The sequence below is a fragment of the Pseudomonas benzopyrenica genome (genome assembly GCF_036884265.1).
Lineage (GTDB): Bacteria > Pseudomonadota > Gammaproteobacteria > Pseudomonadales > Pseudomonadaceae > Chryseomonas > Chryseomonas benzopyrenica.
The window spans coordinates 3,174,549-3,200,331 of record NZ_CP145723.1 but is presented as its reverse complement, the minus strand read 5'-3'; the positions used below and the strand labels follow the sequence as shown (position 1 = coordinate 3,200,331).

At 61.4% G+C, this 25,783-nt stretch carries 24 protein-coding genes; 1 reads left to right on the top strand and 23 read right to left on the bottom strand.

Annotated elements, in window-relative coordinates; all coding sequences use genetic code 11:
- Positions 1 to 84: 84 nt before the first annotated feature.
- The 9 genes from pilV to V6W80_RS14990 all read right to left on the bottom strand — a co-directional run bounded on the left by pilV (position 85) and on the right by V6W80_RS14990 (position 10,701).
- Positions 85 to 1,521, bottom strand: a complete 1,437-nt coding sequence (gene pilV, locus V6W80_RS15030; protein ID WP_338544691.1) for a shufflon system plasmid conjugative transfer pilus tip adhesin PilV — start codon at positions 1,519 to 1,521, stop codon at positions 85 to 87.
- Complete coding sequence (locus tag V6W80_RS15025) at positions 1,518 to 2,453, bottom strand: ATPase, T2SS/T4P/T4SS family (protein WP_338544690.1); 936 nt, start codon at positions 2,451 to 2,453, stop codon at positions 1,518 to 1,520. The genes pilV and V6W80_RS15025 overlap by 4 nt, the downstream gene beginning before the upstream one ends.
- 6 nt (positions 2,454 to 2,459) lie before the next feature.
- Positions 2,460 to 2,927, bottom strand: a complete 468-nt coding sequence (locus V6W80_RS15020; RefSeq protein ID WP_177323760.1) for a type 4 pilus major pilin — start codon at positions 2,925 to 2,927, stop codon at positions 2,460 to 2,462.
- A 142-nt stretch (positions 2,928 to 3,069) separates the two neighbouring features.
- Entirely contained in the window at positions 3,070 to 4,158 is a 1,089-nt protein-coding gene (locus V6W80_RS15015) for a type II secretion system F family protein (protein ID WP_338544689.1), read from the bottom strand.
- Positions 4,151 to 5,764, bottom strand: a complete 1,614-nt coding sequence (locus V6W80_RS15010; RefSeq protein WP_338544688.1) for a GspE/PulE family protein — start codon at positions 5,762 to 5,764, stop codon at positions 4,151 to 4,153. The genes V6W80_RS15015 and V6W80_RS15010 overlap by 8 nt, the downstream gene beginning before the upstream one ends.
- Positions 5,765 to 5,774: 10 nt before the next feature.
- Positions 5,775 to 6,389 (bottom strand): type IV pilus biogenesis protein PilP, encoded by a 615-nt coding sequence (gene pilP / locus V6W80_RS15005; protein WP_338544687.1) that lies wholly within the window; start codon positions 6,387 to 6,389, stop codon positions 5,775 to 5,777.
- A 28-nt stretch (positions 6,390 to 6,417) separates the two neighbouring features.
- Positions 6,418 to 7,752 (bottom strand): type 4b pilus protein PilO2, encoded by a 1,335-nt coding sequence (pilO2, locus tag V6W80_RS15000; protein ID WP_338544686.1) that lies wholly within the window; start codon positions 7,750 to 7,752, stop codon positions 6,418 to 6,420.
- Between the two features lie 4 nt (positions 7,753 to 7,756).
- Entirely contained in the window at positions 7,757 to 9,493 is a 1,737-nt protein-coding gene (locus V6W80_RS14995) for a PilN family type IVB pilus formation outer membrane protein (RefSeq protein ID WP_338544685.1), read from the bottom strand.
- Positions 9,490 to 10,701 (bottom strand): TcpQ domain-containing protein, encoded by a 1,212-nt coding sequence (locus tag V6W80_RS14990; RefSeq protein WP_338544684.1) that lies wholly within the window; start codon positions 10,699 to 10,701, stop codon positions 9,490 to 9,492. The genes V6W80_RS14995 and V6W80_RS14990 overlap by 4 nt, the downstream gene beginning before the upstream one ends.
- A gap of 129 nt (positions 10,702 to 10,830) precedes the next feature.
- Here V6W80_RS14990 and V6W80_RS14985 point away from each other — a divergent pair, with 129 nt between their 5' ends.
- Positions 10,831 to 11,724, top strand: a complete 894-nt coding sequence (locus V6W80_RS14985; protein ID WP_338544683.1) for a hypothetical protein — start codon at positions 10,831 to 10,833, stop codon at positions 11,722 to 11,724.
- On the opposite strand, the gene V6W80_RS14980 is transcribed toward V6W80_RS14985, so the two are convergent.
- The 14 genes from V6W80_RS14980 to V6W80_RS14915 all read right to left on the bottom strand — a co-directional run bounded on the left by V6W80_RS14980 (position 11,659) and on the right by V6W80_RS14915 (position 25,782).
- On the bottom strand, positions 11,659 to 12,036 hold the full coding sequence (locus V6W80_RS14980) for a hypothetical protein (protein WP_338544682.1): 378 nt from the start codon (positions 12,034 to 12,036) through the stop codon (positions 11,659 to 11,661). The genes V6W80_RS14985 and V6W80_RS14980 overlap by 66 nt on opposite strands.
- 547 nt (positions 12,037 to 12,583) lie before the next feature.
- Complete coding sequence (locus tag V6W80_RS14975; protein ID WP_338544681.1) at positions 12,584 to 12,910, bottom strand: hypothetical protein; 327 nt, start codon at positions 12,908 to 12,910, stop codon at positions 12,584 to 12,586.
- A gap of 93 nt (positions 12,911 to 13,003) precedes the next feature.
- The gene (locus V6W80_RS14970) at positions 13,004 to 15,001 is read right to left on the bottom strand and encodes a DEAD/DEAH box helicase (protein WP_338544680.1); all 1,998 of its coding nucleotides are present in this window, start codon (positions 14,999 to 15,001) and stop codon (positions 13,004 to 13,006) included.
- 232 nt (positions 15,002 to 15,233) lie between these two features.
- The gene (locus tag V6W80_RS14965; protein ID WP_338544679.1) at positions 15,234 to 17,141 is read right to left on the bottom strand and encodes a HAMP domain-containing methyl-accepting chemotaxis protein; all 1,908 of its coding nucleotides are present in this window, start codon (positions 17,139 to 17,141) and stop codon (positions 15,234 to 15,236) included.
- Between the two features lie 659 nt (positions 17,142 to 17,800).
- A complete protein-coding gene (locus tag V6W80_RS14960; RefSeq protein WP_338544678.1) occupies positions 17,801 to 18,265 on the bottom strand; it encodes a single-stranded DNA-binding protein in 465 nt (154 codons plus the stop codon).
- A gap of 1 nt (position 18,266) precedes the next feature.
- A complete protein-coding gene (locus tag V6W80_RS14955) occupies positions 18,267 to 18,842 on the bottom strand; it encodes a DUF3158 family protein (RefSeq protein ID WP_338544677.1) in 576 nt (191 codons plus the stop codon).
- A 5-nt stretch (positions 18,843 to 18,847) separates the two neighbouring features.
- Positions 18,848 to 19,645, bottom strand: coding sequence for a PFL_4669 family integrating conjugative element protein (locus V6W80_RS14950; RefSeq protein WP_338544676.1), 798 nt, complete (start codon positions 19,643 to 19,645; stop codon positions 18,848 to 18,850).
- Positions 19,646 to 20,164: 519 nt separating this feature from the next.
- A complete protein-coding gene (locus tag V6W80_RS14945) occupies positions 20,165 to 21,460 on the bottom strand; it encodes an STY4528 family pathogenicity island replication protein (protein WP_338544675.1) in 1,296 nt (431 codons plus the stop codon).
- Positions 21,457 to 22,233 carry an STY4526/YPO1902 family pathogenicity island replication protein gene (locus V6W80_RS14940; protein WP_093256025.1) on the bottom strand — a complete coding sequence of 259 codons (777 nt, stop codon included), beginning with the start codon at positions 22,231 to 22,233 and terminating at the stop codon, positions 21,457 to 21,459. Before V6W80_RS14940 ends, V6W80_RS14945 begins: the two co-directional genes overlap by 4 nt.
- A gap of 37 nt (positions 22,234 to 22,270) precedes the next feature.
- The gene (locus V6W80_RS14935; RefSeq protein WP_338544674.1) at positions 22,271 to 24,019 is read right to left on the bottom strand and encodes a ParB family protein; all 1,749 of its coding nucleotides are present in this window, start codon (positions 24,017 to 24,019) and stop codon (positions 22,271 to 22,273) included.
- Positions 24,016 to 24,294, bottom strand: a complete 279-nt coding sequence (locus V6W80_RS14930) for an Arc family DNA-binding protein (RefSeq protein WP_338544673.1) — start codon at positions 24,292 to 24,294, stop codon at positions 24,016 to 24,018. The genes V6W80_RS14935 and V6W80_RS14930 overlap by 4 nt, the downstream gene beginning before the upstream one ends.
- Entirely contained in the window at positions 24,291 to 24,530 is a 240-nt protein-coding gene (locus V6W80_RS14925) for a hypothetical protein (protein WP_007160909.1), read from the bottom strand. Before V6W80_RS14925 ends, V6W80_RS14930 begins: the two co-directional genes overlap by 4 nt.
- Positions 24,527 to 25,396, bottom strand: coding sequence for a DNA adenine methylase (locus V6W80_RS14920; RefSeq protein WP_338544672.1), 870 nt, complete (start codon positions 25,394 to 25,396; stop codon positions 24,527 to 24,529). Before V6W80_RS14920 ends, V6W80_RS14925 begins: the two co-directional genes overlap by 4 nt.
- Positions 25,393 to 25,782 (bottom strand): hypothetical protein, encoded by a 390-nt coding sequence (locus tag V6W80_RS14915; protein WP_338544671.1) that lies wholly within the window; start codon positions 25,780 to 25,782, stop codon positions 25,393 to 25,395. The genes V6W80_RS14920 and V6W80_RS14915 overlap by 4 nt, the downstream gene beginning before the upstream one ends.
- Position 25,783 lies beyond the last annotated feature (1 nt).

The window sequence follows — 25,783 nt, the reverse complement described above, 5'->3', positions numbered from 1 at the left end:
CAGTTCTCCATCGCGGTCGGTGGATGCCAGCCCTGCATCTCTTATGGTTGCTACAAACCCTGAGGCAGTGTCCCTGCCGTAACCCTAGAACTTGCAGCAGAACACCGTGGCATAGTCGTTCTGACCGACCACAAGACCTGCGGTAGAAGCCGAACGCTGCTTCTGTCCACCGGTATCCCAGCCTGTTTTGGTGTAGCCAGCAGGACACGACCAGGTTGTCGCGTCATTGGAGTCGTAACCATTGATGGTGTACGCCGTGCAGGTCGGTGCGCCGCCCCCATTGCGACGCCACACACCGGATTGGCAAGAAAGTAGCAAGCCATCTCCCGTGCGACTGACCATCCCATTTGGGCTACAGCCTGCGTTCTCGCTTGCGGTGCCGTTGAGCTGTAGATACTCCCCGACGTAGGTGCGACCTTCCGAGAACAGGCTGTTGCCCCGCATTTGCCCTGGCGTGTAGACATTCTTGCCTGCGTAGGCCCGGATCCAGTCGCTGTCGATCATGTGCCAGCCGCCGCCCCATTTCTCGCTGTACCAGCCCGTGTCCCCTCGGGTCCTGAACCAGCCCGTGGTGTAGGTCTCCCCAGACATGCTGGCGGTGACGCCCTGGACGTTGCCACGCGCATACATCGAGCCGGTAGTTGTGTCTCCGGTGACAGCGACATTCCCCCCGACCGTGGCACTACCGTTCATGGTCGCATTGCCTTGCAGGTACATCGACCCAGCCCGAAGGTCTCCGCCAGCCGTGACCGTGCCGTTGAGGTTCACGTTGCCCGTGGCGTTGACGTTGCGGCCAGCGTTCACATCCCCGCTGATGCTGGCCGTGCCGGAGGCGGTGACGTTGGCCGCATTGTTCAGGTCGTTGCCGCCCATGTTGAGCGCAGTGTTCATCCGGTTCAGCTCAGGCTTGCCGGCGATGGCGTTGCGGTAGAGATAGTCGTTGGCCAGGGTGCCGTCCTGGAGGAACAGGGCACTGGCGGTATGGCCCGCGCCCGGGTTCACACCGTAGTTGCTGAGCGTCAGCGACCAGCCTCCGCGTACACCCTGGATGATGCCGGTGTTGGCCACCGGCACGAAGCCACCCGGGGCGCCGAGATTTTCGGCGATTTCTCGGGTACCCATCTCGTCGATGGCCTGGCCGCCGGTGGTGAGCACGATAGACTCGAGTTGGTTGTTCGCTACCCGTCTGGCCAGCACGACGAAGGTCTGACCGAAGGCATTGGCATCGGCGAAGCCCGTCGGCAGGTAGTTGGTGTTGCGCAGCATTGCCGGCGTGATCTGCGCCGGTGTTGTGGTGCCGGCCGCGGCGTAGACCGTGGCGAAGTTGTCCTTGAGGTACTTGGCGGCGGCGTCTGCGACCTGCTTTTGCTGGTTTGCGGCGATCTGGTAGTTCTGAGAGTCCATCTGGTTGGCGATCATGACCGCAGCTCCGGTCATGACAGCTGCGAGGACGATCAGCCCAAAAAGCATGTCCAGGGCGATGAAGCCCTGCTGTGAGGCGTAGCGGCGTGAGGTATTCATCCCCAGAGGTCTCGTTTGAGTTGGTTGTCGATGTCCTGGTCCAGTTGCGCGATTTGTCCGGCGCGGATCTTCTCGCGGATGCTGGGCCCGTCTTCTGCGGTAACCAGCAGACTGCGCACCTTGAGGATGCGGCGGTCATTACGGGTTTCCAGCGTTTGAGCTACCACCGCTACCAGACCCTGAGCCAGGATTTCGCGGGCGTTCTTGATCTCATTGCTGGCCAGGGCCAGGACCCGCTCAAGCGCCTGGGTAGGGTTGCCGGCGTGGAAGGTGGTGGCCACGAAGACACCATTGATGGCGGCGCGTACCGCTTGAACAGCAGTTGGGATATCGCGGATCTCACCGATGAGGATCATGTCAGCACCGGTGCGCAGGGCGCGCAGCAGCGCTTCCTCGTAACCTCCCGTGCGCCGGGATACCTGCATCTGGATGCAGCGCCCCTCGCCGTGTAGACCATTGAGGTTGGTCTCGGCCGGATCCTCGATGGCCAGCGCCGTGCCGCCGCAAGCCTGCAGGCGGGCGGCGATCAGCGAGGCGGCGCTGCTGGTCTTGCCGGTGCCCATCTCGCCGCAAAAGATCACCAGGCCGCGCACCTGGTCACTGAGCATGGCCGTGGCCAGCGATTCGGGAAACCCAAGCAAGTGGAAGGGGCGGATCTGGGCATTGGATTTGCGGATGATGAAGACGTCTTCCGAAAAGGCGTCTTTGATTTGCGTTACCCGCAGGACGATGCCGTCCTGGACGAGCGAGAACTCCGGATCTCCAAACTCCGTCGACTTTGCCTGGCATTGCTCGCGCAGCGCCTGCAGCTCAGTGCTCCAGGCAGCCGGCGCGGACTCCCGCCGGCTACCGGAGCCGTCGAGGCCCTTCACGTCCGAAAAGTCCGGGCCGAGGAAGAGGTCGACGAAGTTGGCTTGCGTGATCAGGCTCATGCGAACTCAGTAAACCGTCCAGGCCACGACATTGCTGTCCTTGCTGCAGCCGCTGGTGGCGGTACCGGGATCTACTTCACCGGTGACGGCGGTGCCGCCGTTGATAGCGGTGGTGACCTTGGTGCCACGGCTGATCTTGGTGGCCAGGGTGACGCAGGCATCCTGAGGCAGGGCGTTTTCGGTGATGGTGAAGGTCATACCGCTCGACACCACGGTGACCGAACCGCCCCACGCGTTGTACAGGTTGCTGCCGTTGACGCTCATGTTGGGCAGGCCCTTGCTGGCCACCAGTTGGGAAACCAGGCTGGTACCGGACGTCCCGTAGCCGCTACTGGCCTTGAGCTTGCGGGTATTGGCGATGAGGGTGCCGATGTTGGACTGCTCGTTGGTCACATCCTGGGAGCCCATGAGGCTACCGCCGTTGTAGATGATGTAGCCCAGGGCGACCACGGCGATGATCAGGACGAACATCATTTCCAGGCTGAAAACGCCACGCTGCCGGTGACGCGGCGGCAGGCGAAATGGCTTGGACTCGATCGTGTTGTGCGACGTTCCGACGTCCGCGGGAGTGAGGCTGGTGCAGGCTTGGCTCATGGTGATTCCTTGGGTGGTGGGTCTAGTGATGGAGGCTGGCAACGTTGCTCTGCAGGCTGAAGGCGCCGCTGACGACCAGGAGCATCAAGAGCCCCATGGCGACGGTCGAAAAGGTGAGAAAGGCCTTGGTGTAGCGCTCCACCTGCTTGAGCGTCTGCTCGATCCAGCGATTGCTGAAGCGGTGGATGGCTTCGGAAAAGCCCTTGCGGGTCGCCAGCACGCAGAGGAACTGGACGGCGGTCTTATCGGGAAACTCGTGCCCAGCCAGACGCAGGGCCTCGCCGAAGTTCTTGCCCTGATTGACGCCGTAGACGGCCGCGATCAACCGCTCGCGCAACCAGGGGTTAGCGCCGCGTTGCAGCGACTGCAAGGCCTCGATTTGATTGATGTTGGCCTTGAGCATCACCGAGATGTTGAGCAGGAAGGTGGAGCCGTGCAGGGCCTTGTAGATCGACCAGGGCGGCAGACGGTCAAGCCTGACGCGCAGCGGTCCGGTCAGGTAGGGCAGCGATCCCATGGCCAGGACAATGGCGCTCAGCACCACGATCAGGGTCAGCAAGCCCCAGTTGTTGACGTAGCTGGAGACCTGGTAGAGCAGGTAGGGAATGCCGGTCCAGCCCTCGGGGTTGGAGACCCGGGTCATGGCCGGGACCATGCGCGAGGCGATGACGTGGAGCAGATAGGCCATCATTGCCCACAGCATGATGGGGTAGACGGTCACGGACAGGATCAGAGACAAGATCCGACCGCGGGCCTCGATCATCTGCACGCAGTCCAGGAAGGCCTGAACCAGGGCGCCCGAACGCTCGCCGGCGGCGATGATTGCGGTCTCTTGGTAGGGCATCCAGCGCTGACAGGCATCGCCCAGGGACTTGCCGTTTCGCACGGCCTGGCTGATGCCTGCGGTGGCCAAGGCGGTCGGGTCCCGGCGCTTTTTTCCGCCATCGCTGAAGATTGCGCGTAGCTCTTCCAGGGCATCGTCGATGCCGACACCGTTCTCCAGGAGCGCGCAGAGGCTCTCGTAGAACTGGATGCGCTCCTTGCTACCGAACTGCTTGGCGTACCAGGCATCGGCAAAGGTCGTCCAACTGTCCAGAACCCGGCTAAGCATTGGGCTGCTCCAGGACGAAAAGCTCGAGGTCCAGCGGCCCGATGATGGTCTCGGCCATCCGGGGGTCGATCAGGCCAGCAGCGACCTTGCCAATGGTGTGCTGGATCTTGGTGATCCCGCCCATTTCCCTGACCCAGTAGGTTTTCGCCGCACTGGCACCCTGGTCGCGGAAGATCTGCATGAAGCGATGGTTGGGGATCAGAACCTCGGCGACGACCGTCCGCGAGGAGACACCCATGTTGCGGCAATGCGCACAGCCAGGCCCCTGCAGCCTGACCTTCGCGGTATCCATGACCCGCTCCAGTCGCTCGATGAGGGCCGGGTTCAGCTGGTCGCGGTGAGAGGCCAGTGGCTGGGCGCAATGCGCGCACAGCACCGGCAACAGCGACTGGTTGATGAGGCCTGACATGAGTGCAGGGTCTGTCACCAGGCTCGGGTCGGCGCCCATGTCGATGAGCCGCTGCAGGCTCGCTACCGCGTTGTTGGTGTGCAGGGTCGAGAAGACCAGGTGACCGGTCATGCCGCCGCGAAACGCCGCCTGGGCGGTGGCGAGATCACGCACTTCCCCATACATGAGGATGTCCGGATCCAGACGCATGGTGTTGGTGATGGCGCCGTCCCAGGTTTCAGCATGACCCAGCGGCGATTGGTTGGCCTTGATCGGGTACTCGGGCGGGTCTTCGACGGAGAGAATGTGGCGGGTGCCGTCGGTCTCGCTGTGCAGCTGATTGAGGGTGACCTGCAGGGTCTTCGATTTGCCGGACCCGGTTGGACCGGTAATGAGGATGACGCCGTACGGAAGTCCGCGCAGTCGGTCGAGCAGGGCGATCTGCTCGGCCAGAAAGCCCAGCTCGTCCAGGGACTGCTTGGCTTTCTCGTCATAGAGCAGTCGCAGGACCATGAGCGGCCCCTCCACCAACGGCCGAGAGGCGACCCGCGCGCCGAAGAGGCCCAGCTGAGCCACGAAGGCGTGCTTGACCCGGGCGTCTTGGCTGATCTCGGGCTGGTAGTGCTCCTCAGCCACGTCGCACATGGAGTTGTACAAGGCTGAGCAGAGCTCGCGGCCCATATGACTCTGGATTTGACCGTACTCGGTCAGCAGGCCATGGATGCGAAAGAGGATGTGGGTGATTTCACGACCGACCACGAAATGGACGTCCGACGCCCCACGGCTGTGGGCTTCGCCAAGTAGACGGATGACCTCTTGCTGGCGGGAGGTACTGTCGAGACCGGTGGTGCCGCCGCCGCGGGTCGTAGCGACCTGATACAGCGCTTGGATGTCGCTCAGGGTGCTGGGAACGACGCGATAGTCCAGGTCCGCACGATCCAGCTCACCCATGAACGCCATGACGAAGGGATCGCGCAGGTGCTGTCCTGATACCAGCAGCTGTGCATGGTCACCAGGTCGTGCGCCATCAACCAGTGCCACCAGCTGACGCAACTCCGGCTTCACCGAGCCCCACAGGGCACCTTCGGCGGTGAGAACACGGCGTGGCTGGAGCGGGAGTAGCTCGCTGACCAGCTCATTCGCCAATCGCTGACCGATAACCCTGGCTTCGCCTTCCGGCTCAGCCGCCGCGGACACAACGTGATTTCTTGAACCCATCAAGGTCACCTCAGGGTTGAATGGCGGTAGGCGCGGAGCCTGGAAGAGCAATGGGGGCCGGAGGGAGCACCGGCACTGGCGCGACCGGATTCATCGGCGCGGCGGTCACTGGCAACCCAGGGAGTTGACCCGTCGCAACGGTGGCTACCGGATAGCTGGGCGCGCGGTTGGAGAAGCCCAGTGGATAGCGTTTGCCGCCGCGGCTGAGCACCACGCTGTCCAAGCTCAAGTTGGCCACGCGGTAGCCGCCGGGCAGGTCGGTCGACGCTAGGGAGGCATCGATCTCGAATCCGCCGGGGTAAAGCAGCGTCGCGCGCAGGGTCTTACCGGTCCCGTAGATCAGCTTGACCACGGGCAACTGTTCGGCCGTGCCTCTATGTTCAAGAGTGCTGCTCGCTGCGCTGCTGGACGGCACGATGGGCTGTGGCAGAAAGCTGGGTTGAAGCGCCGTCTTGGCTTGAGTGCCGCCATCGTTGAGCTCGCGCAATGCCTTGGCACGCTCGCCCTGGGCCTTGTAGAGGATGGTTTCGCTCTGGACCCGCGAGAGTTCGCCGACGGTGATGCCGTCGGGGTCAGCTGATTTGGTGGTCGTCTCGGCCCAGGCCGGGATGGCCAGGGTCAACATAAGGGCGCCGGCTACGGCGAGGGAGAGGTCATTTGACATAGAGGTCACCAGTCACCGACCAGGCCAGCTGATCGCTCTGCAGAAGGGTCTTGATCTCGCGTAGCCGCAGGCCTTGGCTGGGCACGTCCCTGAGGACGATGTCCGGCGGTAGCGCGGTATTGAAGGTCAGCTCGAAATGCTTGAAGTCCGGCGGTGGCGGCGCGGGTGGCGCCGGCTGGCCAGGCATGGCCTGAGGCGTCGGGATGACCACCGGGACTTCCTTGATGATCGGTGCCAGGCCTTGCCCATGCAGCCAGGAGGTCAGGTCAGCCAGTGCTGCTGCGGCCTGCAGCAGCTCATCATCGCCCGCCAACGGGGGCTCGAACGTCAGCTTGAGCGCGGCGCCATTGCCTTCGTCGAAGAAGGCCGGCTCATCAGCGAAGTGACCACGCGTGGCCGCGACAAACGCCGAAGCCGTACTGTTGCCGTCGCGCTTGTAGTTGGTGGACAGCAGCACGCCGTCGCATTGGGCCGAGGTAAACAGCCAGCCGGCGATGGACAGCGGAAGCCTGTCGATGGCGCCGTTGCAGGTCAGGAGAAAGTCCGGCACGCCCGGGCGCTTCGCCCACGGGTGCTCTAGGGCATGAATGGTCTGTTGCTGCTTGGAGCGCTCGTTGATCGCTTGCAGTTCTGCCTGGCGCGCAGCCTCGGCCGCGACGGCGGCGAATCGCCTTTGCTCACGCTTATGGGCCTCCCACTGGCTGTAGCCGATAACCCCGGCCACCACGATGAGTCCGAGGACCCCTACGCGGATCCACTCGCCCTTGCTCAACCCGAAGGCAAGCGGCCTGAGGGCGTAGTCACGTTTCAGATTGCCCGGCTGTAACAGCTCGTCGATGTCGAGCGGCTTGCCGCCCAGGCCGAACTCAGGCGGCAGGTAGGTCTCATCAAAGGTCAGCGCGCGGCTTTCAAGCTGGGCGACCTTGCGCTGAATCTCGGTGGCCGAGCCCACCAGGTCGTAACCGGGGATGACGGCGCCGTCGATCACAGCTACCAGTGCGTAGCGAGGCTCATCATCCGGCACCTGCCAGGCGGCCAGCCAGGATTGACCCAGCTGCCCGGCGAGCGCTGCGGCCAACGAGTACATCCCTTTCATGGCCCCGGCGCTTCGCGCGACAAAGCCAGCCTGGATGACATTGGGCGTGCGACGGATAGCGACGATGTCCATCTTGTGCAGGCGTCCGTATTCCCGGGCTTCCTTCATGTAGCCGGTCAGGCTGCCCAACGGATGCCACTGCAGGCCCGAAACAAAGCTCTTGCCGTGATAGGTCAGGATCTGGGCAGTCTGCGCCGGGGCGACCGGTGATGTGCTGGCGATGGCCATAGGGTCAACCCGTCACGATCGGCGTGATCAGCACTACCAGGACGCTATGACCCGAAGTCCGGGTGCGGCTGCCGCCTAGGCCGAAGAAGCCGGGATCACCGACCCCTGTCTTCGTCGCGTTCTCGTTGAGCTCTTCGAAACCAGACAGGATCAGCGTCTGGCCGCTGCGCAGCTTGACCTTTGGGGACAACGACTTGGCGTCGTAGTCAGGCAACTGGACACTGGAGCCGTTGCTGGTGAAGGTCTGGAAGGTGGGCTTGCTGCTCATGTTGATCGATACCATGAGCAGCATCTCGTCGTGATCGAGCACGCGCGGCAGCAGCGTCATGTTGAAGCCGCTGGTGATGGTGCCGGGTGTCAGCGAAGTGCTGGATCCCACCGATGCGGTGGTCGTCGTCGAGCTGGAGGCCAGGTAGCCCTGGACGTTGCCGATCTGCAGCGGTGCCGGCTGCAGGTTCAAGGTGGTGACCGAAGGCGACCGAACGTTGGAGACGCGGCCTTGCTCAGCCAGCGCCTGGACGATTGCGTTGGAGCCCGCCCAGGCGGAGTTGGCGGTGTCGACAATGCCGACAGAAGCCGAGGTGGCGCTGGTGCTGATGCCGGAGACGGTATTGGAAAGCGATAAGCCCCACTTGGTGTTGAGCGACTTGTAGACCGCCGCCCAGTTGAGGCCGAGCTGGTCCGTGTCGGTCAGCGTGACTTCGAACACCTTTACGTTGAACAGCACCTGCTGGGTGATGCTGCGGTTGGTGCTGTTGAGATAGGCCTCAACCCGGGAGATGACCTCGGGGCGATCCGTGACGGTCAGGGTTCCGGTGGAGGGGGCCAGATACATCCGCCCGGCTGGGGCGACGCTGAGCATCGCCTTCACGTTGTTCTGGATGTCCTGGAGGATCGAGGACTCCAGCGTTACCGTGGTGCTTTGGTTACTGCCCGCGTCGCCGGACACGCCAGAGCTGGTACTGGATCCACCGGAGTTGCTGCCGCTGGTACCGGCGGCGGTGGCCATCCCGGATTTCACGGTGCTGGCGATGACCTGCTTGTCGCCAAAGGACCAGACGTCGAAGACCCGCGTCTCGAAGTAGCTGATCCGCACGGCGCGCTCGACGGGCGAATATCGCCAGCCCAGGCCCAGGCGCGCCGTCACTTCATCGAGCAGGCCGGAGGCCTTGCCGCTGTACTTGAGGCCGCTGACCTGGCTCCCGCCGCCCAGGCTGGTGAAGTCTGACGCGCGATACCCTGAGCCAGTGGAGCTCGCCGCGGCGCCCATCGTCGCCGGGTTGGTGATCACACCTGCAGGCAGCAGGCCTGCCAGGCTATCTGGGCTGGGATTGCCGATCGGCGCCGGTGCGGTGCTGGCTGGTTGTGCGCTGGGCGCTGCGGCATTGGGATTGAGTGCATCGGGCGAGACCAACACGGCGATACCGCACTGGCTGGTGATGTACTGGGCAATCTCGGTGATGCCGACGCTACCGGACGGCCGATAGCTCAGCTCGCAGTCCAGCGCCGACGGCATGCCACGTTTGGCCACCACCGGTTGCGTGGAGACCCAGGGCTTGTCGCTGAACACGACGGTCTCGCGCTTGGGCTGTTGCTGCTGGTTACGCAGCAGCGCCGCGTATTGGCTGGCCATGGCGGCGTCGTTCTCGGCGCGCTGGGCCGATTCGTCCACCCGTTGTACCGAGCAACTGGCGAGCAGGAGCGCCGCCGCCAGGGCGCTCAGGCGAAGGGGGTGGGTCATGACTTCTTCCTCTCGGAAACATGCACGATGCGCTGGCTGGAATTGCCATCCACGATGAAGGAACGGCGAGCGCCGTCGTAGAGCGGGAAGACCTGTGCGACGGCTTCGGCAAAGGTGCCGCGGAAGTGCAGGGCGGCCTCGATGGGGTAGTCCAGGTCATCGGGTTCCCAGACCACCTGCCAGCCTGCACGCTTGGCCCAGGCCTCGACGGACTGCCGGAGGGTGCTGCCAATGGGCGCATCCCAGGTCTGGGTCATGGCCGAGGCCGGTTCGGTCAGGCGGACCGAGGGCAGGGCATACGCGCTGGAAGGGGTGGAGACAGCAGCGGCTGAAGGCTTGGCTGCAGAGGTGACGACGGTAGCGGCGCGGGTAGCAGTCGGCTTGGCAGTCGATAGCGCAGCGACAGCGGGTTTGGCAGGAGCGCCCTTCGCCGAGGAGGCATTCGGAGATTGCCTGACAGGCAAGGCCTCCCCAGGCGCATTGACCGGCGCGGATGTCAGCGCCGCGCCGGCGGGCATAGGTTTGACTGTCTGTGTGGACGTAGCGTTCGGTACCGGCTTAGCCAACTTGGTGTGCGTCTCCAACGGCTTAGCGGCTGGTACGGTGGCGACGGTGACCGGCGAGCTGGACGGGGTCGGCGCCGGCATCACGGTGGTCGTAGACGGAGCCGTTGCTGGCGCAGCAGCGAAGCGCTGGCCCTCCGGCAGCTGGTATCCCGGGCGCAGTACAAAGCACACCGACCGCACAACCTCGTCGACCTTGACCTGCCAGGCCGGGCCGGCCAGCACCTGCAGGGTATTGCGCAGGCTCATTGGACCGAGCTTGTACTGGGCGGCCGGCAGTGGCCGGGTGAAGAGGATGTTTACGTGCCCTTGTTCGGGGCCGCACAGGCTATAACCGGAGCGATTGACCACGTACTGCATCGCGTCGCGAACGGTCGGCTTCATGTTGGCCGGGATGTTTACGTCGATGATCTGGGCCATCAGGTCCCGCTGCTCGGTCTCCGGCGCGGTGTTGACCAAGGTGTAGCGGCCGTACCGGACCTGGGGCTCTGACACAGCGCCCTTCGGATAGAGATCAGGCTGTAGCAGCTCTGGATTGCGCGAGCTGTCGGGGCCGGGTGCGCTGGGCGCAGGCTCCTGCTGGGCACAGCCTGCCAATGCGACGGCGAAGGCGAGCGGCGAGAGGGTCGTGAGCTTCCAGATCATGTGCGGTGAGGCCCCAGTTTGTAGTGGGGCTCACGGTGCCAGCACAGCTCGAGAGAAGCAGGGGATAACCGTATCTAGGCCGAAAGAGGTTAGATTTAAGTCAGCCGTACTGCCTCTAGGAATACCTTAATGAACGTTTTCAGCGTGCTGAGCGATCCAGATAACCCCATCAGTCTGAGTGAGTCGAGCTACCACAAGGCGACCCAACGAGCCCATCCCTATGTGCAGATCCGCGATGGGGAAACCAAGTGCTATGCGCTGTGCCCCAGTTGTAAGAATCCTGTCCATCTGCGCAATAGGATCGTGAAAAACACGGTGGCCAAGACGTTGTATGCGGCCCATGTAGCTTTCAGCGTTGCTGGCTTGGCTGAGTACAGTCAGGAGCGCTACCAGATCTGTCCGCTCGCCAATCCTCAAAGGCTTGATAGAGCAGGTGGGAAAAAGCACCCGGGGGCCGTAGCAGCCGATCTGAAGCGCTTCTTTTTGGAGAACGCGGATCTGGTGATCGATTTCCTTGAAAAGCGGATTGGGCTCGCCCTTCCGGATTACGCGCGGGAAAACATGCTGAAGGATTTTGGCGCCAATAGGGCCTTTGAGTATGCGGGTGTGACCAAATACAACCTGCCACTAGCCTTCGCCTACTTGACTGAAGCCCAAGCCATGACCGGTTTCGAGATCATGAAGAATCAACAGGGGTTAGCTGCTGCGATCACAGGGAAGTGTCAGGACTTTGAGGTGACGTCCAGGGGAGTGCGCCAGTACATCTCAAGGAAAAAGACTGGCGAAGTACCAACCAGTCGCTCCTCCAAACTGTACCTGTCGTTTCACGACCATGAGATATCCAAGGAGCAGCCCGAAAAGCAAACGGTGACTATGGTAGTCAACGAAACCCCCGATCCTAAAATGCCTGATGTCTATCGGGAGATTTACCGTCAGTCCATATCGCTCGATGGAGTCCTATTCCTCAGAACCTGTCTGCGGCGTGCTCGCCTGTTGAGCATGGCGAAGGCGCACATAGGCTAAGGACGTTGCGCTGAGCGGAGCGCTGAGCACAGCATCGATTTCATCCAGCGTGATGGGATTCATTTCAAGCTCATCCAGTACGGCATCTTGGATGAGCTTGGGCACTACGATGCCTTCCTCAATCGCGCTATGAGCAAAATCATTGATCAAGTCGACCAGGTGCTCCTCAAGCATTTGTGGCTTGAGGATGTCCTTTAGGGTGAGCGAAGCAGTTAACAGCTGCCGGAGGTCCTCAAGCTGCATCAGTGCTTTCAGAATGAGGCTGTGGCGGTGTGTACAGATCATTTCTTGATGCTCATCCCGGAACTGCATGACCCTCTCCTGTAATGGGGCCATGCACTTTCGCTCCACGATCGGTAGAAGGTCCTACCAATCTCAAGCTGGATGCAGTGAAGCCCGGATTCTGATGGGCTTAGGGTGCCGGGACGTTGCCCGCAGAGCAGTAGGAAACCGTATCTGGAGCTGGGGAGGTTAGCGAGCGGCACCAGCTGATTAGCCTCGGACGAGGAGAGCGTCCGCGATTCCAGCACCGGCTGTCTGGACCGGTGGCTGGTGGTGCGGATTCGTGCGCAACGCCGCCCGCCAAAGCGGCGGCGAGTGTCAGCGGAGAGAGGGTGGAGAGCTTCCAGGTCATGTGCGGCGTGGCCCCAATTCATGATGGGGTTCAAGGCGCCAGCATGCCTAGCTGAAAGCAGGAGATAACCGTATCTAGAGCGAAAGAGGTTAGCAGCAGGCAAAAAAAAGCCTTCGCACGGGGCGGAGGCGAACTCAGTTCGAAGCCTTCAGATTTGCCAACCTGAAGAGACAAGTTGGAGCACTCCCGGCACTAGACCTGGGAAGGCGACGTAGCGTTCATTACCTAACGGTGAGTTTTGTCGTCATCATCGGGGTGTTTGGGGTCTGGCAATTTGATGTTGAGCTCCTTCTCAAGTGATGCATAAAACTCGGTACGAGAAAAGCCATTACGCAAGCGGCAGGTTTTCTCGATCGCCGCTATTGCCTGTGCCTTCTTACCCACGCCTACCTCAGGCAGGAGCCGGTGTTCGAGGATGTACGCGAGTTCGTTATAGTTTCCGTGCTGACCACAGGACACCTTATCCCAATCACCGGCTCCCCCCTTGTGGGTGTCCTGGTAGTGGTATTTGCTGTTGATAGCGTCGATCTCGGGAAACTTGCTTATACGCATTGCTCCTGGATGCCACGGTGGTGGCGACACACTTACGCTAGCACTCAGTAGCTAGACGGTCATGGAGTTCTTGGGTCAAAGTTTTACGGATGCTTAGGCTGCTACGACCCTAGCAAGCTGCTGCTGTGCTTGCCTGACGGCGTCGGCGTCGGCGTCGGCGTCGGCGTCGGCGTCGGGGTCGGTCAGGTCCTGAGCAATTCGCCGCTTGTCCTGCAGCATCTGCCACAGCTGCAGATCGATGCTGTTCTCCACCAGCGGGATCTTGACCACCACCAGGCGCCGCTGCCCATTACGGTAGGCCCGGTCCTCGGCCTGGTCCTGCAGCCCCGGCGTCCAGGGCAGTCCCAAGAAGAACACGTAGTTGGCTGCGGTCAGGTTGTTGCCAGTACCGGCCGCTGACGTCGTGCCGACGAAGACCCGGCAATCGGCGTCCTGCTGGAAGCGATCTATCGCCTTCTGCCGCTTCATGAGGCTGTCAGTGCCCACCAGGGTGACGCATCCCGAGCCTGCGGCCTCACACAGCTGCTTCAGCGTCATGACCGTCTCCTTGTACTCGCAGAAGAGGATCACCTTGTCCTCGGGATCCAGCTCGCCTAGCAGCTCCATCACCACCGGCACCTTCACGCGCTCCAAGAGCTGGCGAAGCCGGCCCAGCCTCGCGAACACCGGCTGGTCGGCATTGCGGATAGCGTTGTACTCAACCTGCTGCGCCTCATTGAGTACCACCGGCACAGTCTGCCGCTGCTTGCCCTTGAGGTCGGGTAGCACGTCCTTGCGCCGGCGCAGCATCCAGTCGCCGATTTCGGCGCGCAGCCCCTGGCGAAATTCGGAGCTGCCAGCGAAACGCTCGCAGAAGTCCTTGAGCGGCAACTGCCCGATAGGGTGACCGGACAAGCGCAGCAACGTGTGGAGCTCGGACTCGCGATTGAGCACCGGCGTGCCGGTCAGCAGGTAGCGATTGGGCACCTTGGCGGCGATGTCGAAGCCGTTGCGCGTCCAGGCGGCTGTGGGCTCCTTCAGCCGGTGGGCCTCGTCGATGATCATCACGGCGAACTGATCGGCGAGCGCGACGAAGTCGCCCAGTCGCTCGTAATTGACGATTACCCATTGGGCATCAGCCTGATACCGCTGCCGGGCGATTCGCGCGTCCGGATAGACCGCTTGGATCTCCCGCTCCCAGTTGATCACCAGGCTGGCCAGGACCACCACCAGGATCTGGCGGCCAGCAGACTGGATACCGGCGGCGATCACCGCCTGCCGGCTCTTGCCCAGGCCCATGTCATCGGCAAGCAGCGCGCTGGTCCGCTGCAACAGGTGTCTGATCCCCGCGGGCTGGTGGGACATCAGCGAATACGGCTTGAGCTCGGCCTCGATGGCCTGCAGTGTCCAGCTGGTCTTGGCGATGTCGGGCACTGCGGCCAGGTATATGTCCGCCGCGCAGTCCTCGTCGGCGGACGCCGCGCTTCGCTCTTGTGGCGGTCCACCAATCGACATCGCCGTGACGTCACGGGCGGCGCTGACCGAGCCATCCGACAGCAGCTCCTGGAGCACGTCGAGCATTTCGAACTGCTCCTCGAGCAGCCCCAGCTCCAGGATGAGGTTACTGCGTAGCAGCTCTGCCGAAGCTGGCACCCGCCAGGCGCGACTGGTGGAGAGGAAGAGGCCCTGCATGCGCTTGGCCACGGCCACACACCCCGGGTGATAGTCCCCGGACAGCACCACGCCGCCACTGGACAGCGGCGCGATCCGCAGTCGCATCCCCCAAATGAAGAGGTCTCGTCGGACATCGGCCTGGGCGTCGGCGATCTTGCGGCTGAAGCCCGACCAGTCCTGCACAAAGCGACCATCGGCCAGCTCCCCCAGCTGGTGAAAGAGCACGTCCAAGTCCTCCAGCAGCCGCCGCTGAGGCAGCCGCCAATACCCGGAAAGGGGATGCTCACCGCGGCGAATGAAGGTGCCGCCGCGGCTCGTCAGCAGACGGTTGGCTCCCTCGAGATAGGGCATCTTCAAACCGAAGTCGTAGCCGTCAAAAACGGCACGTTGGAGCAATTGGATGGTGCCTGGAGCGTTACGGAGCGTCGGCTGACTCATGAGAGCTCTATTGGCAGTAGCGATATGCCGATAGTTTGCTCAGGCTCCGCGGGCGGCCAGTCGAAACCCTTATCTGAGGACGGAGGGTTTCATCACTATTGCTGAGCAATCGCTCGAAGTAAGGCGACGGGCATGTAAGACCGGCCAGGCCTGGAAGCCTGTACCGTTACAGGAAGTCTTTTGCTCCCAGTAAGTGGGGCAGCGCTCCGCTGCCTCTTCCGTCGTGGACTACCTAAACCTTGAAGCGGGTGGTCATCTCCTGCAGCCGAACACCTATGCGTGCAAGCTCCATGCTTGAGGAGGCTGTTTCCTCGCTGGCCGCTGCGGTCTGATCTGAGATGTCGCGGACGTTGGTGACGCTTCGGCTGATTTCTTCACCCGCAGCGCTCTGCTGCTCGGCTGCACAGGCAATCTGATCGTTCATTGATTCGATGTTCTTCACCGATTGCGTAATGCGTCTGAGCATCTCACCCGCTTCGCGTGAAAGGACGACGCTGCTATCAGTCAGTTGCATGTTCTGCTCGAGCACGACTGCCATATGGTCAGTACTCTGATTCAACACGATGATGAGCTGAGCGATCTCTTCAGTCGAGGAGCGCGTGCGCTGCGCGAGTCCGCGCACTTCATCGGCGACAACAGCAAATCCACGCCCAGCCTCACCAGCGCGAGCGGCTTCGATAGCAGCGTTGAGCGCGAGCAGATTCGTCTGGTCGGAAACGGCTTTGATGACATCCAGGACACCGCCGATGCTCTCGGCGTTGGCTCGCAGCGCAGTCATGGCCGCTTTAGTAGCGCCCATTTCGCTAGCAAGCTGTTCGATTTGTGCGACCGCTTTTTTGACCGCTCCATCCCCTTGAATGGCCTGCTGGCTGGCGTCTTGTGCAGATTTAGCAGCCTCACCGGCGTTGCGCGCAACTTCGTGCGTGGTTGCCGTCATTTCCTGCATGGCAGTGGCGATTTGGTCGGTCTCAATCTTTTGAGAGTGCACGCCAGCACTGGTTTGCTCCGTGACCGCCGACAGTTCCTCGGCAGCGCTAGCGACCTGTACGACACCATCCCTCATCTCGCCAATTAGGCCGCGAAGGTTGGTCGTCATACGTTGCATGCTGTTCTGCAGATCACCCAGTTCATCCTTGCGCGTCACCTTTAGTTGAGGTGTGAAGTCGCCGCTGGCGACGGTTTCTGCCAACGCAACGGTCTCCTTCAGCGGGACCACGATGGATCGGGTGATCAACCAGGCGCCCAGCAGTGCTAGAGCGATCGCAACGGCGAGCCATATCACCAATTTCTGACGCGCATCGGCGACGTCGGACGCTTGGAGCTCCGTTTGGATGTCGGTCAGCTTATCTGTGATGGAAAGAATCGCTGTGATCGAGGTTGTAATACCCCCTTGGGCTTCATCAACCCTCGCTTGCAGGTCAATCAGATCCTGCAAGCGCTTCTGGTATTCAGAGACCGCGTTGATCAAGTTCTGGACGTTGTCACGCGGTAGGCTGCTAGCCATAAGACCCTGGCTTAGGGCTAATGCGCTGCCAATTGCTGTTTGTGCAGTATCTGCGGCGTCCTTGTTCGGCTGCATTGCATAGCCGCGGAAGGCAAGGCGCATCTTTTGGATACCAATGAAGAGAGCTGTGACCTTCTTACGATCTTCGCCACCCTCGGCTTCAGCGTTTGCAGCCTCTGAAAGCGCTACTAACTGAGCATTAGCCGCCTCAGCGGATGTGGTAGCCACCTTGCGTGCCGCCTCGCGATCACGAGTGGCAGCAACTGTACTGTTCAGGAATTCTCGGTAGCGCTTGAGCGTGATATTGGCTTCATTGAGCAACGCTCTATTAACCGGCGAGCGGAAGTGTGGGTCGATCGTCTGTAACTGTTTTTCAGTTTTTTCAAGAGCGGCAAGCCACTTGCCGGCCTGGTCATCATCGCCCTTAAGGAGGTACACCAAACGTTCGATGCGCATGTCCCGGGCAACTTTGCTGAATCCGGAAATATCGCTGATTCGCTCGCTGCGATCGCGTAGGGTATCGGTGGCCTGCCAGCCTGTGTAGGCGACCAGCAAAATCATGCCGATGAGCAAAGAGAAGCCGAGGGTAAGCTTGGCGCGCACGCTTATATTGCTAAAGGAATTGCTGAGGGACATGAGAGCTACCTGGATAGAGAGCTTCAACAGGCAAGGCAAGGCGTTAGCCGGCGCAGGCAGTTGTCAATTATCGCAATACGTATTTAGTCATACGTTTTATTCAGTCGCCTCTGACACCCGAAAGTCATGCCATAAGGGCCAAGCTATGGGTATTCGAGCTAGCGCAGCAGGAAAAGGACTGCTACGAAGCGGGGACGGAAATGCGGACCGTGGAGCGTTTTTACGTTTCGCTTCACCCTGACAACGCAAACGTGAAAATTTCATCAACGTTGCAATTTCAAGCGACGTGCAGTGTTGAACCACGGATCAAAGGTCTGACAAGCAAGGCTACATACACATCTGTCAGCGACTGACTGGTAGCACGGAGCCGACGTTCTAACGCGTTCGTCCCACGCGCGGATTACCATGGCTTCGCGTTTTTCACTGAACGACGGCGGTCGCGGTTGATAGCACGGGAGTCCCACGCCGTGTTGCAGTCCTGACTACCATGAGGGTGAGCTGGTGGCTGGGAGACACGAGGGGTGCGGTAGATCTCCCGGCAGCTTCACGTAGTGGCGCGACTTTTCTGCCGCTGCCCGTCCCGGGCGACAGGCCCACGCTGAGTGAGCCCTGTCTTCCGGCAGCTTCACGCTGAGGGCGCCGAATTTTTCGAGGGGGCCCTAATAGGGGATTTCGTCGTCGAAGTCGTCACCGGTCGAGGCCGGCGCGCGAGCAGGTGCCGAGGCGTTCGTGACCGGTCGCGCCTGACTCTGCCCTGTGCCCTGGCCCAAGGTGATGGATTCGATCCGCTGCGGCAGGAACGCAATCCGGTTGGCCTGGACCTTCATTGCCGCTTGCTCTACGCCGTTGCCATCCTTCCAGGTATCCAAGACCGCCCGGCCGTCGATCAACACGCGCATTCCTTTCTGGTACAGCCGGCTATAGCTTTCCGCGTCGCGGTGCCAGAGCTCGACGTTGGCCCAGAAGCCGCCGCGATCCTCGTAGGAGCCGTCCTGCAGGCGGATGCTGTTATCGAAATAGACGTTCAGCCGGAGCAGGTGCCGCGGATCCTGATTGTCCTTCTGGAACCGCTTGTACTCGGGTGCGGAGCCAATGTTGCCTTCCCATACTACTGCTGTGCCCATGTCAGGCCTCCTGTTGGGATGCGGCGTCTTCGCCGCGGGATTGGATGATCTGTTGCAGCCGTTCGGTGTAAACGGCCGTGGCCTGGGCCATCTTCTCGGCGCACTCATTGGCCTGCCGCTCGATGGCATGGACCAGGCTGATTTGCATATTCAAAGCAATGCGCTGCAGCTCCATGGCGTGCAGGTCCTGGAGCAGTGTTTCGGTGACCAGGTCGTGGCGGCACAGGTCCGCCCAGAGCCCCACGCCCATCTTCCGTGTCCCACTCTGCTGCCAGCGCAGAAAGACTGGGCCAGCCGAGGTGTGCTGGTGGGTCATCCGGATCGGCAAGAGCGTGAAGGGGAAGCGCTGGGCCTGAGCGAGGATCCGCTCCTGGGCCAGGGTGTTCAGATTGGCCTCAAGGGAACGGCACTGCTCGGCCAACTGGTCCAGCTCCCCCTTACCTTTAAAGGGTTTTAAAAGCCCTTTGTAGAAGGGAGCGTGTTGCAGGTTCGCGAAGACTTCCTGTTGTAGGGGCTGGAAGGCAGCCTGTTGCAGGCCTGCTGTTCTCGCACCCTGAGTGGACTGTTGCAGTGCCATGGCAATCAGGCCTCACTCATCTCGGTAGCGGCGTGGGAGCTGGTCATACCGCCCAAATGCTCATCCTCGTCGGCGGAGTCGCCATCGAAGCCGTCATCGCCGCTGCTGGAGCTGGCCGGAGCATCGCCTGGACGTTGGATGGCCGGGGCGAACTTGCTACGACGGGTGCCCTCAAGCACGTCCTGGGGCATTTCCAGGAAGCCGTACATCTCCTTGGCATTGGTCGCTCGGGCGTTGTTGGCAGCGATGTCGTCGCGCGACGCACCGCTGTAGCCCTTGTAGCGCTGGCCCACGCCGTACAGGCGGCGCAGCACGGCGGCGCCTTCGTCCAGCCAGCCTTCCTTGGAGCCGTTGTCGATCAGGCCGATGTGCGCGGCCAGGAGGATCCGGCGCACCAGCTCGTCATAGCGGGTGAGCAGGTACACGCCCTTGAACGCCAGCGGCGAGTTCAGGTACAGCGGCAACTTGAGGGGCTGGATCGACAGGTTGGTCCCCACGTCCAGCTGCTTGGGCAGCATGGCCATGACCTGGTCCAGTCGCTCATCTATAGCGGTCAGCTGCTGCTCCGACTCCTCAATCTTGTCCTCGATGATGATGAGGAAAAGATCGGAGTAGGGATCGTCCTTGGCGGCGCCGGCGGAGATGCGGTTGATGATGTTGGAGAAGCCGGACAAGCCGATCATGCCGGGCTTGTTGTCGGAGCGCTGCCGACCGAACCAGAGGCGGGAAGCGTGATGGGTATGCAGGGTGAGATTGACGCTCGATCTGAGCGAGCCCAGGTTGAGCTGGAAGGTATCAGCCATGAGAAGGATTCCTTGGGTTGTGAGATGACGCTCGGGCAGGGTGCCGAGACTGGCGCTGGAGGGCAGCGGAAAACCGTATTTGGGTGCGAGGAGGTTGTGTGCCGGCGGCAATAGCGAGGTTGATGCCACTGGCATCACCAAGAGCATCCAGGACGCAAGTGATGCCAGTGGCATCAGCCCGGCCATCCAGTGTGCGAGTGATGCCAGTGGCATCACTCCGGCCATCCAGGGCGCAAGTGATGCCAGTGGCATCAGCCCGGCCATCCAGGGCGCAAGTGATGCCAGTGGCATCAGCCCGGCCATCCAGTGCGCAAGTGATGCCAGTGGCATCACTCTGGCCTTCCAGTGTGCAAGTGATGCCAGTGGCATCACTCTGGCCTTCCAGTGTGCAAGTGATGCCAGTGGCATCACTCCGATCGTCCAGGGCCCACGTGATGCCAGTGGCATCACCCCGAGCGTCCTGGATCCATGTGATGCCACTGGCATCATCTTGAGTAGACGTTGTTTGTAAGAGGGAGATCATTGATTGCCCCCCTGACCCATGAGCTTCCGGATGTCTTTCAATGCATCACGGCCGGTCTGAGCGTCACCTACGGCTCTGGGTTGAATCGGCGCTGGCTCAAACCGCGGAACTGCCGGCAACGAAGGAGGTTGGGTTGGCGTGGCTGGAGCGGCGGTTTTAACTGCGGCTGGGTGCCAATCGGCGTTGAAGTCACCGGTCTGGGCCTTCTGGATGAGTTTCATCAGGTAGGCCAGAGGCTTCGCTACCCCGCCCGAGGCGCAGCGAACGCCCCATTGCTTGACCAGGGCAGCTCGAATGTCAGCGGAAACGGCCAGGATCGCGAGCTGGGCCCGCTGCTGCTGCTCCAACGTCATCCGTTGATAGGCGCTCGGCCACACAAGGTCCGCGTCTGCCTGCTCGCGCAGTACAGAGCTTTTAGATACATCAGTATTTGTATTCGTATACGTACTAGATGAGTTCGGATTCCGAACTAAGGGCGAAACCCCCTGATTTGCACTGATTTCGGAATCCGAACTGAGGCTCAGGACCTGATCAACAGGGCTTTTTTGACTGAGTTCGGAATCCGAACTCAGGTGATTCATAGCTGCCAAGACCGGAGTTCGGAATCCGAACTCAGCGGGCGCCGCCGCCGTACGCGCCGGATCTTCAAGCCCCTGGGCGCGGAAGCGCTCTCTGAACACTTCCACGCGGGTGGGCAGGTCCTGGGTCTCGCTGACCAGCATCTCGTCAAAGGTCAGGCCGGCGATCTCGCGGACTGAGGTGTTGGTGTGCTCCAGGCCGTTAGCCACGAGTGGCAGGAAGTCGTGATCGAGTTGTATGGCCTCGGAGTAGGCCACCGGCTCGTCGTGCAGGATGTAGATGTTGCCTTGGACCTGGCCGGTAATCGCGTCGCGAACACGGCGGCCGAGGCTCAGCCAGCGAGTCAGGCGCAGTACGGTCAGAGCCTTGGCCACGGTCTCACGCGAAGCAGGACGGCCTGGGTTATTGCCTAGGTGGGGACGCAGCTGATCGTAGGTTGGGAATGCAGTGACCCCATCACCATTCATGAGCAGGCGAAACACCTGCCAGGCATTGCGCTCAAGGGGCGAGAGGCGATCATCGAGCAGCAGTCGGCGAGGAACGGTCTCGTGAGGGTTACCGCTGAAAACGATGCCGGCGAATTCCTTGGGTAGGTCTTCGCCGGTTTTCTGCTTGTAGTCGCGCTGTGCTTGGACATGGACGTTCAGGTGTGACGCTGCAACGTCTAGGGCGCGACCGAGTAGATGGGAGCCGCGTGGAGCAGTGGTTTTCACCTATTGTCGCCTTCTGCCGAATCCAGCTCGATCAAGCTCATCTGCCCCAGGGCAGCGGACTGATCCTCTTCTTGTACCTGGGGCAGGGCATCGCCAGCGGCTTGCTCATCACCAAGCTGCCGATCACGCCGCTTCCGAGCATCTGAAATCAGCAAGAGCGGTGCCCGGGCAATCTTGGGCGGGTATAGGCCTTCGTTGAGCCAGGTCTGTACAAGATTCCAGATGAGGCCGAGGGTGATCTGATCGTGCTTGTCCTTGATGGACTCGAAGGGGCCGTTGAGCTCTTCGGTGATCATCATGCAGATGTCGAGCAGAGCGATTGCGTCCTTGTGATCCACCTCATGAGCGCTCATCAGGTCCAGAAAGCGATACCAGACCTGATCGGTATCGTTGAGCCCTGCCACCCGGCCGGAGCGACCGGGAACGTTCAGAAGCTGGCGCACCACGCTGATCTCGCTGGGGGCCATGCCGAAGAACTCGCGGATCATGCCGTTGGTGGCACCCAGCTGGATGGCGCGATGCACGAGGCGGGTCTCGCGCTCATCGCGTTCGCAGTTCTCCAAGAGCTTCTTGACCATGTCGAGATCGATCTGGATCTTGCACCAGCGCGCTGGGGCATTTTTCAGGATGCTGTGCGCCTGGGGCTGACGCAGCAGGTTCAAGACTTCAACGTCCAGGCCAATGTCCAGGCAGCGCTGGACCTGGCCGTTGCGCAAGTGATGGAGGATCAAATCCATCAGCGCCTGGTTCATGGGGTTGTACTTCGTGGACATATGCGACTTCCTAATGCAGGTCCAGAAGGTGACCGGGCTACTGCCCGGCCTCGAGTTCGATCAGCCGGCGGGCGAGACGGATCACCCGGAACAACTTCACGACGGCGGCATCGGTCATGCGGCCTTCGGTGCTGGCTGGCTTGCTATCGAAAAGGGGATCGCCAAGGAGCAATTGGCCCAGGTTCATGGCAAAGGTCGCGTTCTCTTCCGCGATGCTTGCCTTGAGCTCCTCGGCAGTGTCTGGATCACGCGACACCACGTAGCTGTACATGCCGGTCAACGACTGCAGGAATTGCCAAGACGTTGTTCCGCGTGCGGTCAGCTCTGACTGAGGGGTAGAAAGCGTGAAGCCGAGTGCGAAATCGGTGGGCTTGAGCAGCTCACCAGGAACGTCGCACAGCTGGGCAATTTCGAAGACCAGCGTTCGCAGGACCTTGCGCAACTCCTCAGGAGTGTCGGTGTTACGCTCGATGTACCAGACATCCGAGATGGCATGCAGGCCGCCGGCTTGGACCGGGATCGCACGCAGGGCATCACTGTTGAAGTCAGGCAGGGTCTCGCCGTGCTCGGCTGCGATGCGGCGCTGAACGTCCCTTACCTTCTGACCAATGCCATCGGGCGTGACGATGTGGCCGTTCAGGCGAGCGGCGCGCTCTTCTTCAGAGAGCTGCTCAGGATCCGGCGGGGTGTGCTGCGGCGGAGTGGTGTCGACTGCGCCGGAGCCACCGGTACGCTCCGGTAGTGGCGGTGGTGTGGAAGGGGAGACATCTCCCTGCTTCTGCTTGCTGGGCGTTCCAGAAGACTTTTCCAGCGTAAGGCTGTTGCCAGGCGCGGGAGGTAGAGCACCGGTAGCAGGAACCTGAGGAATCTGGCCATCGGGTACCTGCACCCCGACGAGCTGCGAGCGGCGGCTACTGTCCTGATGATCGAGGATCGCCTTGAGGACTTCTTCGTAGCTGACATTCAGCGCTCTACGGATCTGGCCGATTAGCTCGTCTTGGATAGTCTCGAAGACGAAGTTGTCGGTGTGACCATCGAAGCCGTTGAGTACTTCCTGGTACAGCAACTCGAAGTCTGTCTCCTGAGCGTTAAAGCCTACCCAGGCCTTGAGCGCTGCGCTGCGCAGGTTTAGTAGCTTTTCGATCTGAGGCTTGCCCAAGCCTGAGTAAAGCAATGCTGGAATAGCGGGTACCAAAGTGCGCAAGGTCTCCTGCATCCTGCTGATATGGGACTGGGATATGCGATAGCCATCCTCAGCCAGCTTCCTTACAAGCTCCCGCTGAGAGATCTCTCGGCCGGCTTCCTGGGCATAGAGCTCACGGGCAGCATCGATACTGACCGCACGCTCGACGAACATGAGGTTGCCCCGCAGATCATTCTCTGCGAGGTGGCCGGTCAGCGAGACGATCTCGCCGCGGTCAGACCACGGGCGGAATAGGCAATTGATCCGAAAGTAGCGCTCGTCCCGCGTTTCCTTCCACAGCTCATTGAGGATGGCCAGGCGGGTGTTGCCGCCGGTACGAATGATGAAGTGCTCTTCACCAGGCCGTCTGGTGACTGGCGGAGGCGTGTCCAACCCCCGGGCCTGGATGGATGCTTTGATCTCATCGTGCAGCGGGTTTCGGGTGGTTCGGGGGTTGCGGTTGTAAGGGGCCAACTCATCCAGCGTGAGGACCATGGGCGTTTCCTTGATCGGATCCGCCAGGCGTGCCACAGGAGCGCTCGATCCAGGGAAGCCACCGGCCAACAGACGTTGAGTGACCGCTTCGTTGCTGGGCTTGCTCATGCGTGGATCTCCTGAGCAGCACGAGCTGCCGGCCGGCTGGGCTCATCATTGGCGGCCAGCAGTTGGTCGATCACGCGCTGCAGACGAAAGACCTCATCCTCGAGCTCGAGCGTGCGGCCCATGTGGCTGATGATCTCGGCGTTCATCGAGCGATGGGCCTGCTTGGCCGCCTCAGCGATTTGAGGACGCAGTCCTTTGGGAAAGCGGACGACGAACTTCTCATCCTCTGTTGCAGATTTCCGTACGGATGGCTTGCGCTTGGTTGCGGTAGTCATAGGGTCTGGTCCAATTCGTTCATAGGCTGGGCACGGCGCAGCTGGGCGCGGGCATTGAGGCCGGCGCGGCGATCGCTGGGCGTGAAAGACGTGAAAATGGGGCAGTAGCCAACCTTCAAGAACTTGACGTGGCCGCCCTTGGTACGGGCGACGATCCAGCCCTCGTCCAGGGCGAACGCGACCAGGTCCTGCAGGTTCTTGTTGGCACCACGTAGCGCATGGGCGGGGGTCGTCATGCAGGCACCCCCCATTCCAGCGGAAGGCGTAGTTGCGTGAGGTTGTGGCTACAGGCGGGGTTCAGCCAGAGACACTCTTCACGCTCCCCATTACCGCTTTGGCCGGAGGCCAGAGCTTTCGTTAAAATCAGCGTCCAATCAGCCAAGCTGCTTTGGTAGAGCTCGCTCCGATAGCCGGATAGCACGACCATGCCTTTCAGGCTTTTGAGGCCACAGAGCAGCTCCATGTGCTGCTCATCGCTCATTTCATGGGCGTAGTAGCGATCAGGCTGTTGGCCTCGGACGCGCGTCTGATGGAGATAAGGCGGGTCGACGTAGTGCAGCGTGGTAGGCATATCGTGAGCGGCCATCACGTCCAGCCCAGGACGATTCTCGACCAGAACACCTGCGAGCCTTTCTCCAACCGCTCTAAGGCTATTGGGGAAGCGCGTCCAAAGGTGTTGCGCAGTGCCGTAGCTGCGACGTGTGTCAGTGCGAAAACCTGTTAGGCCACAGGTGGCTCCCGCACTAGAAAAGCCCATCTGCGCCCGTACGATTAAGCGCGCGGCCATCTCAATAGGGTCATCGCAGGGCTCCCACGCCAACTCAAACTCAGCACGGGCGTAGGGCGTAAACGAGAGTCTGCTGATAAGAGCTTCCAGCTGGCTGTCGTTCCTGATCACCCGGAACAGGTTAACTACCTGTCCATCAATGTCGTTGTAGACCTCCGCGTAGCTCCGAGGCTTTCGCATGAGGACACCCGCGGCTCCGCCGAACGGCTCCACATAGCAGGTATGGGCTGGAAAGTGCTTGATGATCCAGGTCGCCAGTCTGAATTTGCCGCCGTGATAGCGGATAACGGGAGAGGAAATGTCGATTGCTTTCATGCTCGACTACCTCCCTTGACGTACCCCACTTTGAAAGGCAAGCGATGCGCCCGGGCAAGGGCATGGCAGCGCTCTAGGGGCTGCTGCAGGCGCTTGGATGCGGTGCGCAGGGTGTCCCCGAGCAAGGCGCGGGCTCGAAGGAGCCGCACCAGGTCCTCATCAGAAACTTCGGTTGCCGGCTTCGACTCGGCCAGCAGACGCAGCTCCTCGCGCTGTGCGCTGATGACAAAGCTCGGGCCGCTGGCGGCGCGCTCGGTCGGCTTCACTTCGACGACTTGGCCACCCTGGGCTAGGAATTCGTTCAGCGCTGCACTCAGCCTTTGCCGGTCACGTTCGCGACCGTTATGAGAGGGGAGATCCTGCTCAGGGGTGTGATAGGGGAGCATG

Excerpts from the sequence above, each read along its gene's own strand:
- pilV (WP_338544691.1), bottom strand. The coding sequence starts at position 1,521 with ATGAATACCTCACGCCGCTACGCCTCACAGCAGGGCTTCATCGCCCTG.
- V6W80_RS15025 (WP_338544690.1), bottom strand. The coding sequence starts at position 2,453 with ATGAGCCTGATCACGCAAGCCAACTTCGTCGACCTCTTCCTCGGCCCG.
- V6W80_RS15020 (WP_177323760.1), bottom strand. The coding sequence starts at position 2,927 with ATGATGTTCGTCCTGATCATCGCCGTGGTCGCCCTGGGCTACATCATC.
- V6W80_RS15015 (WP_338544689.1), bottom strand. The coding sequence starts at position 4,158 with ATGCTTAGCCGGGTTCTGGACAGTTGGACGACCTTTGCCGATGCCTGG.
- V6W80_RS15010 (WP_338544688.1), bottom strand. The coding sequence starts at position 5,764 with ATGGGTTCAAGAAATCACGTTGTGTCCGCGGCGGCTGAGCCGGAAGGC.
- pilP (WP_338544687.1), bottom strand. The coding sequence starts at position 6,389 with ATGTTGACCCTGGCCATCCCGGCCTGGGCCGAGACGACCACCAAATCA.
- pilO2 (WP_338544686.1), bottom strand. The coding sequence starts at position 7,752 with ATGGCCATCGCCAGCACATCACCGGTCGCCCCGGCGCAGACTGCCCAG.
- V6W80_RS14995 (WP_338544685.1), bottom strand. The coding sequence starts at position 9,493 with ATGACCCACCCCCTTCGCCTGAGCGCCCTGGCGGCGGCGCTCCTGCTC.
- V6W80_RS14990 (WP_338544684.1), bottom strand. The coding sequence starts at position 10,701 with ATGATCTGGAAGCTCACGACCCTCTCGCCGCTCGCCTTCGCCGTCGCA.
- V6W80_RS14985 (WP_338544683.1), top strand. The coding sequence starts at position 10,831 with ATGAACGTTTTCAGCGTGCTGAGCGATCCAGATAACCCCATCAGTCTG.
- V6W80_RS14980 (WP_338544682.1), bottom strand. The coding sequence starts at position 12,036 with ATGCAGTTCCGGGATGAGCATCAAGAAATGATCTGTACACACCGCCAC.
- V6W80_RS14975 (WP_338544681.1), bottom strand. The coding sequence starts at position 12,910 with ATGCGTATAAGCAAGTTTCCCGAGATCGACGCTATCAACAGCAAATAC.
- V6W80_RS14970 (WP_338544680.1), bottom strand. The coding sequence starts at position 15,001 with ATGAGTCAGCCGACGCTCCGTAACGCTCCAGGCACCATCCAATTGCTC.
- V6W80_RS14965 (WP_338544679.1), bottom strand. The coding sequence starts at position 17,141 with ATGTCCCTCAGCAATTCCTTTAGCAATATAAGCGTGCGCGCCAAGCTT.
- V6W80_RS14960 (WP_338544678.1), bottom strand. The coding sequence starts at position 18,265 with ATGGGCACAGCAGTAGTATGGGAAGGCAACATTGGCTCCGCACCCGAG.
- V6W80_RS14955 (WP_338544677.1), bottom strand. The coding sequence starts at position 18,842 with ATGGCACTGCAACAGTCCACTCAGGGTGCGAGAACAGCAGGCCTGCAA.
- V6W80_RS14950 (WP_338544676.1), bottom strand. The coding sequence starts at position 19,645 with ATGGCTGATACCTTCCAGCTCAACCTGGGCTCGCTCAGATCGAGCGTC.
- V6W80_RS14940 (WP_093256025.1), bottom strand. The coding sequence starts at position 22,233 with ATGTCCACGAAGTACAACCCCATGAACCAGGCGCTGATGGATTTGATC.
- V6W80_RS14935 (WP_338544674.1), bottom strand. The coding sequence starts at position 24,019 with ATGAGCAAGCCCAGCAACGAAGCGGTCACTCAACGTCTGTTGGCCGGT.
- V6W80_RS14930 (WP_338544673.1), bottom strand. The coding sequence starts at position 24,294 with ATGACTACCGCAACCAAGCGCAAGCCATCCGTACGGAAATCTGCAACA.
- V6W80_RS14925 (WP_007160909.1), bottom strand. The coding sequence starts at position 24,530 with ATGACGACCCCCGCCCATGCGCTACGTGGTGCCAACAAGAACCTGCAG.
- V6W80_RS14920 (WP_338544672.1), bottom strand. The coding sequence starts at position 25,396 with ATGAAAGCAATCGACATTTCCTCTCCCGTTATCCGCTATCACGGCGGC.
- V6W80_RS14915 (WP_338544671.1), bottom strand. The coding sequence starts at position 25,782 with ATGCTCCCCTATCACACCCCTGAGCAGGATCTCCCCTCTCATAACGGT.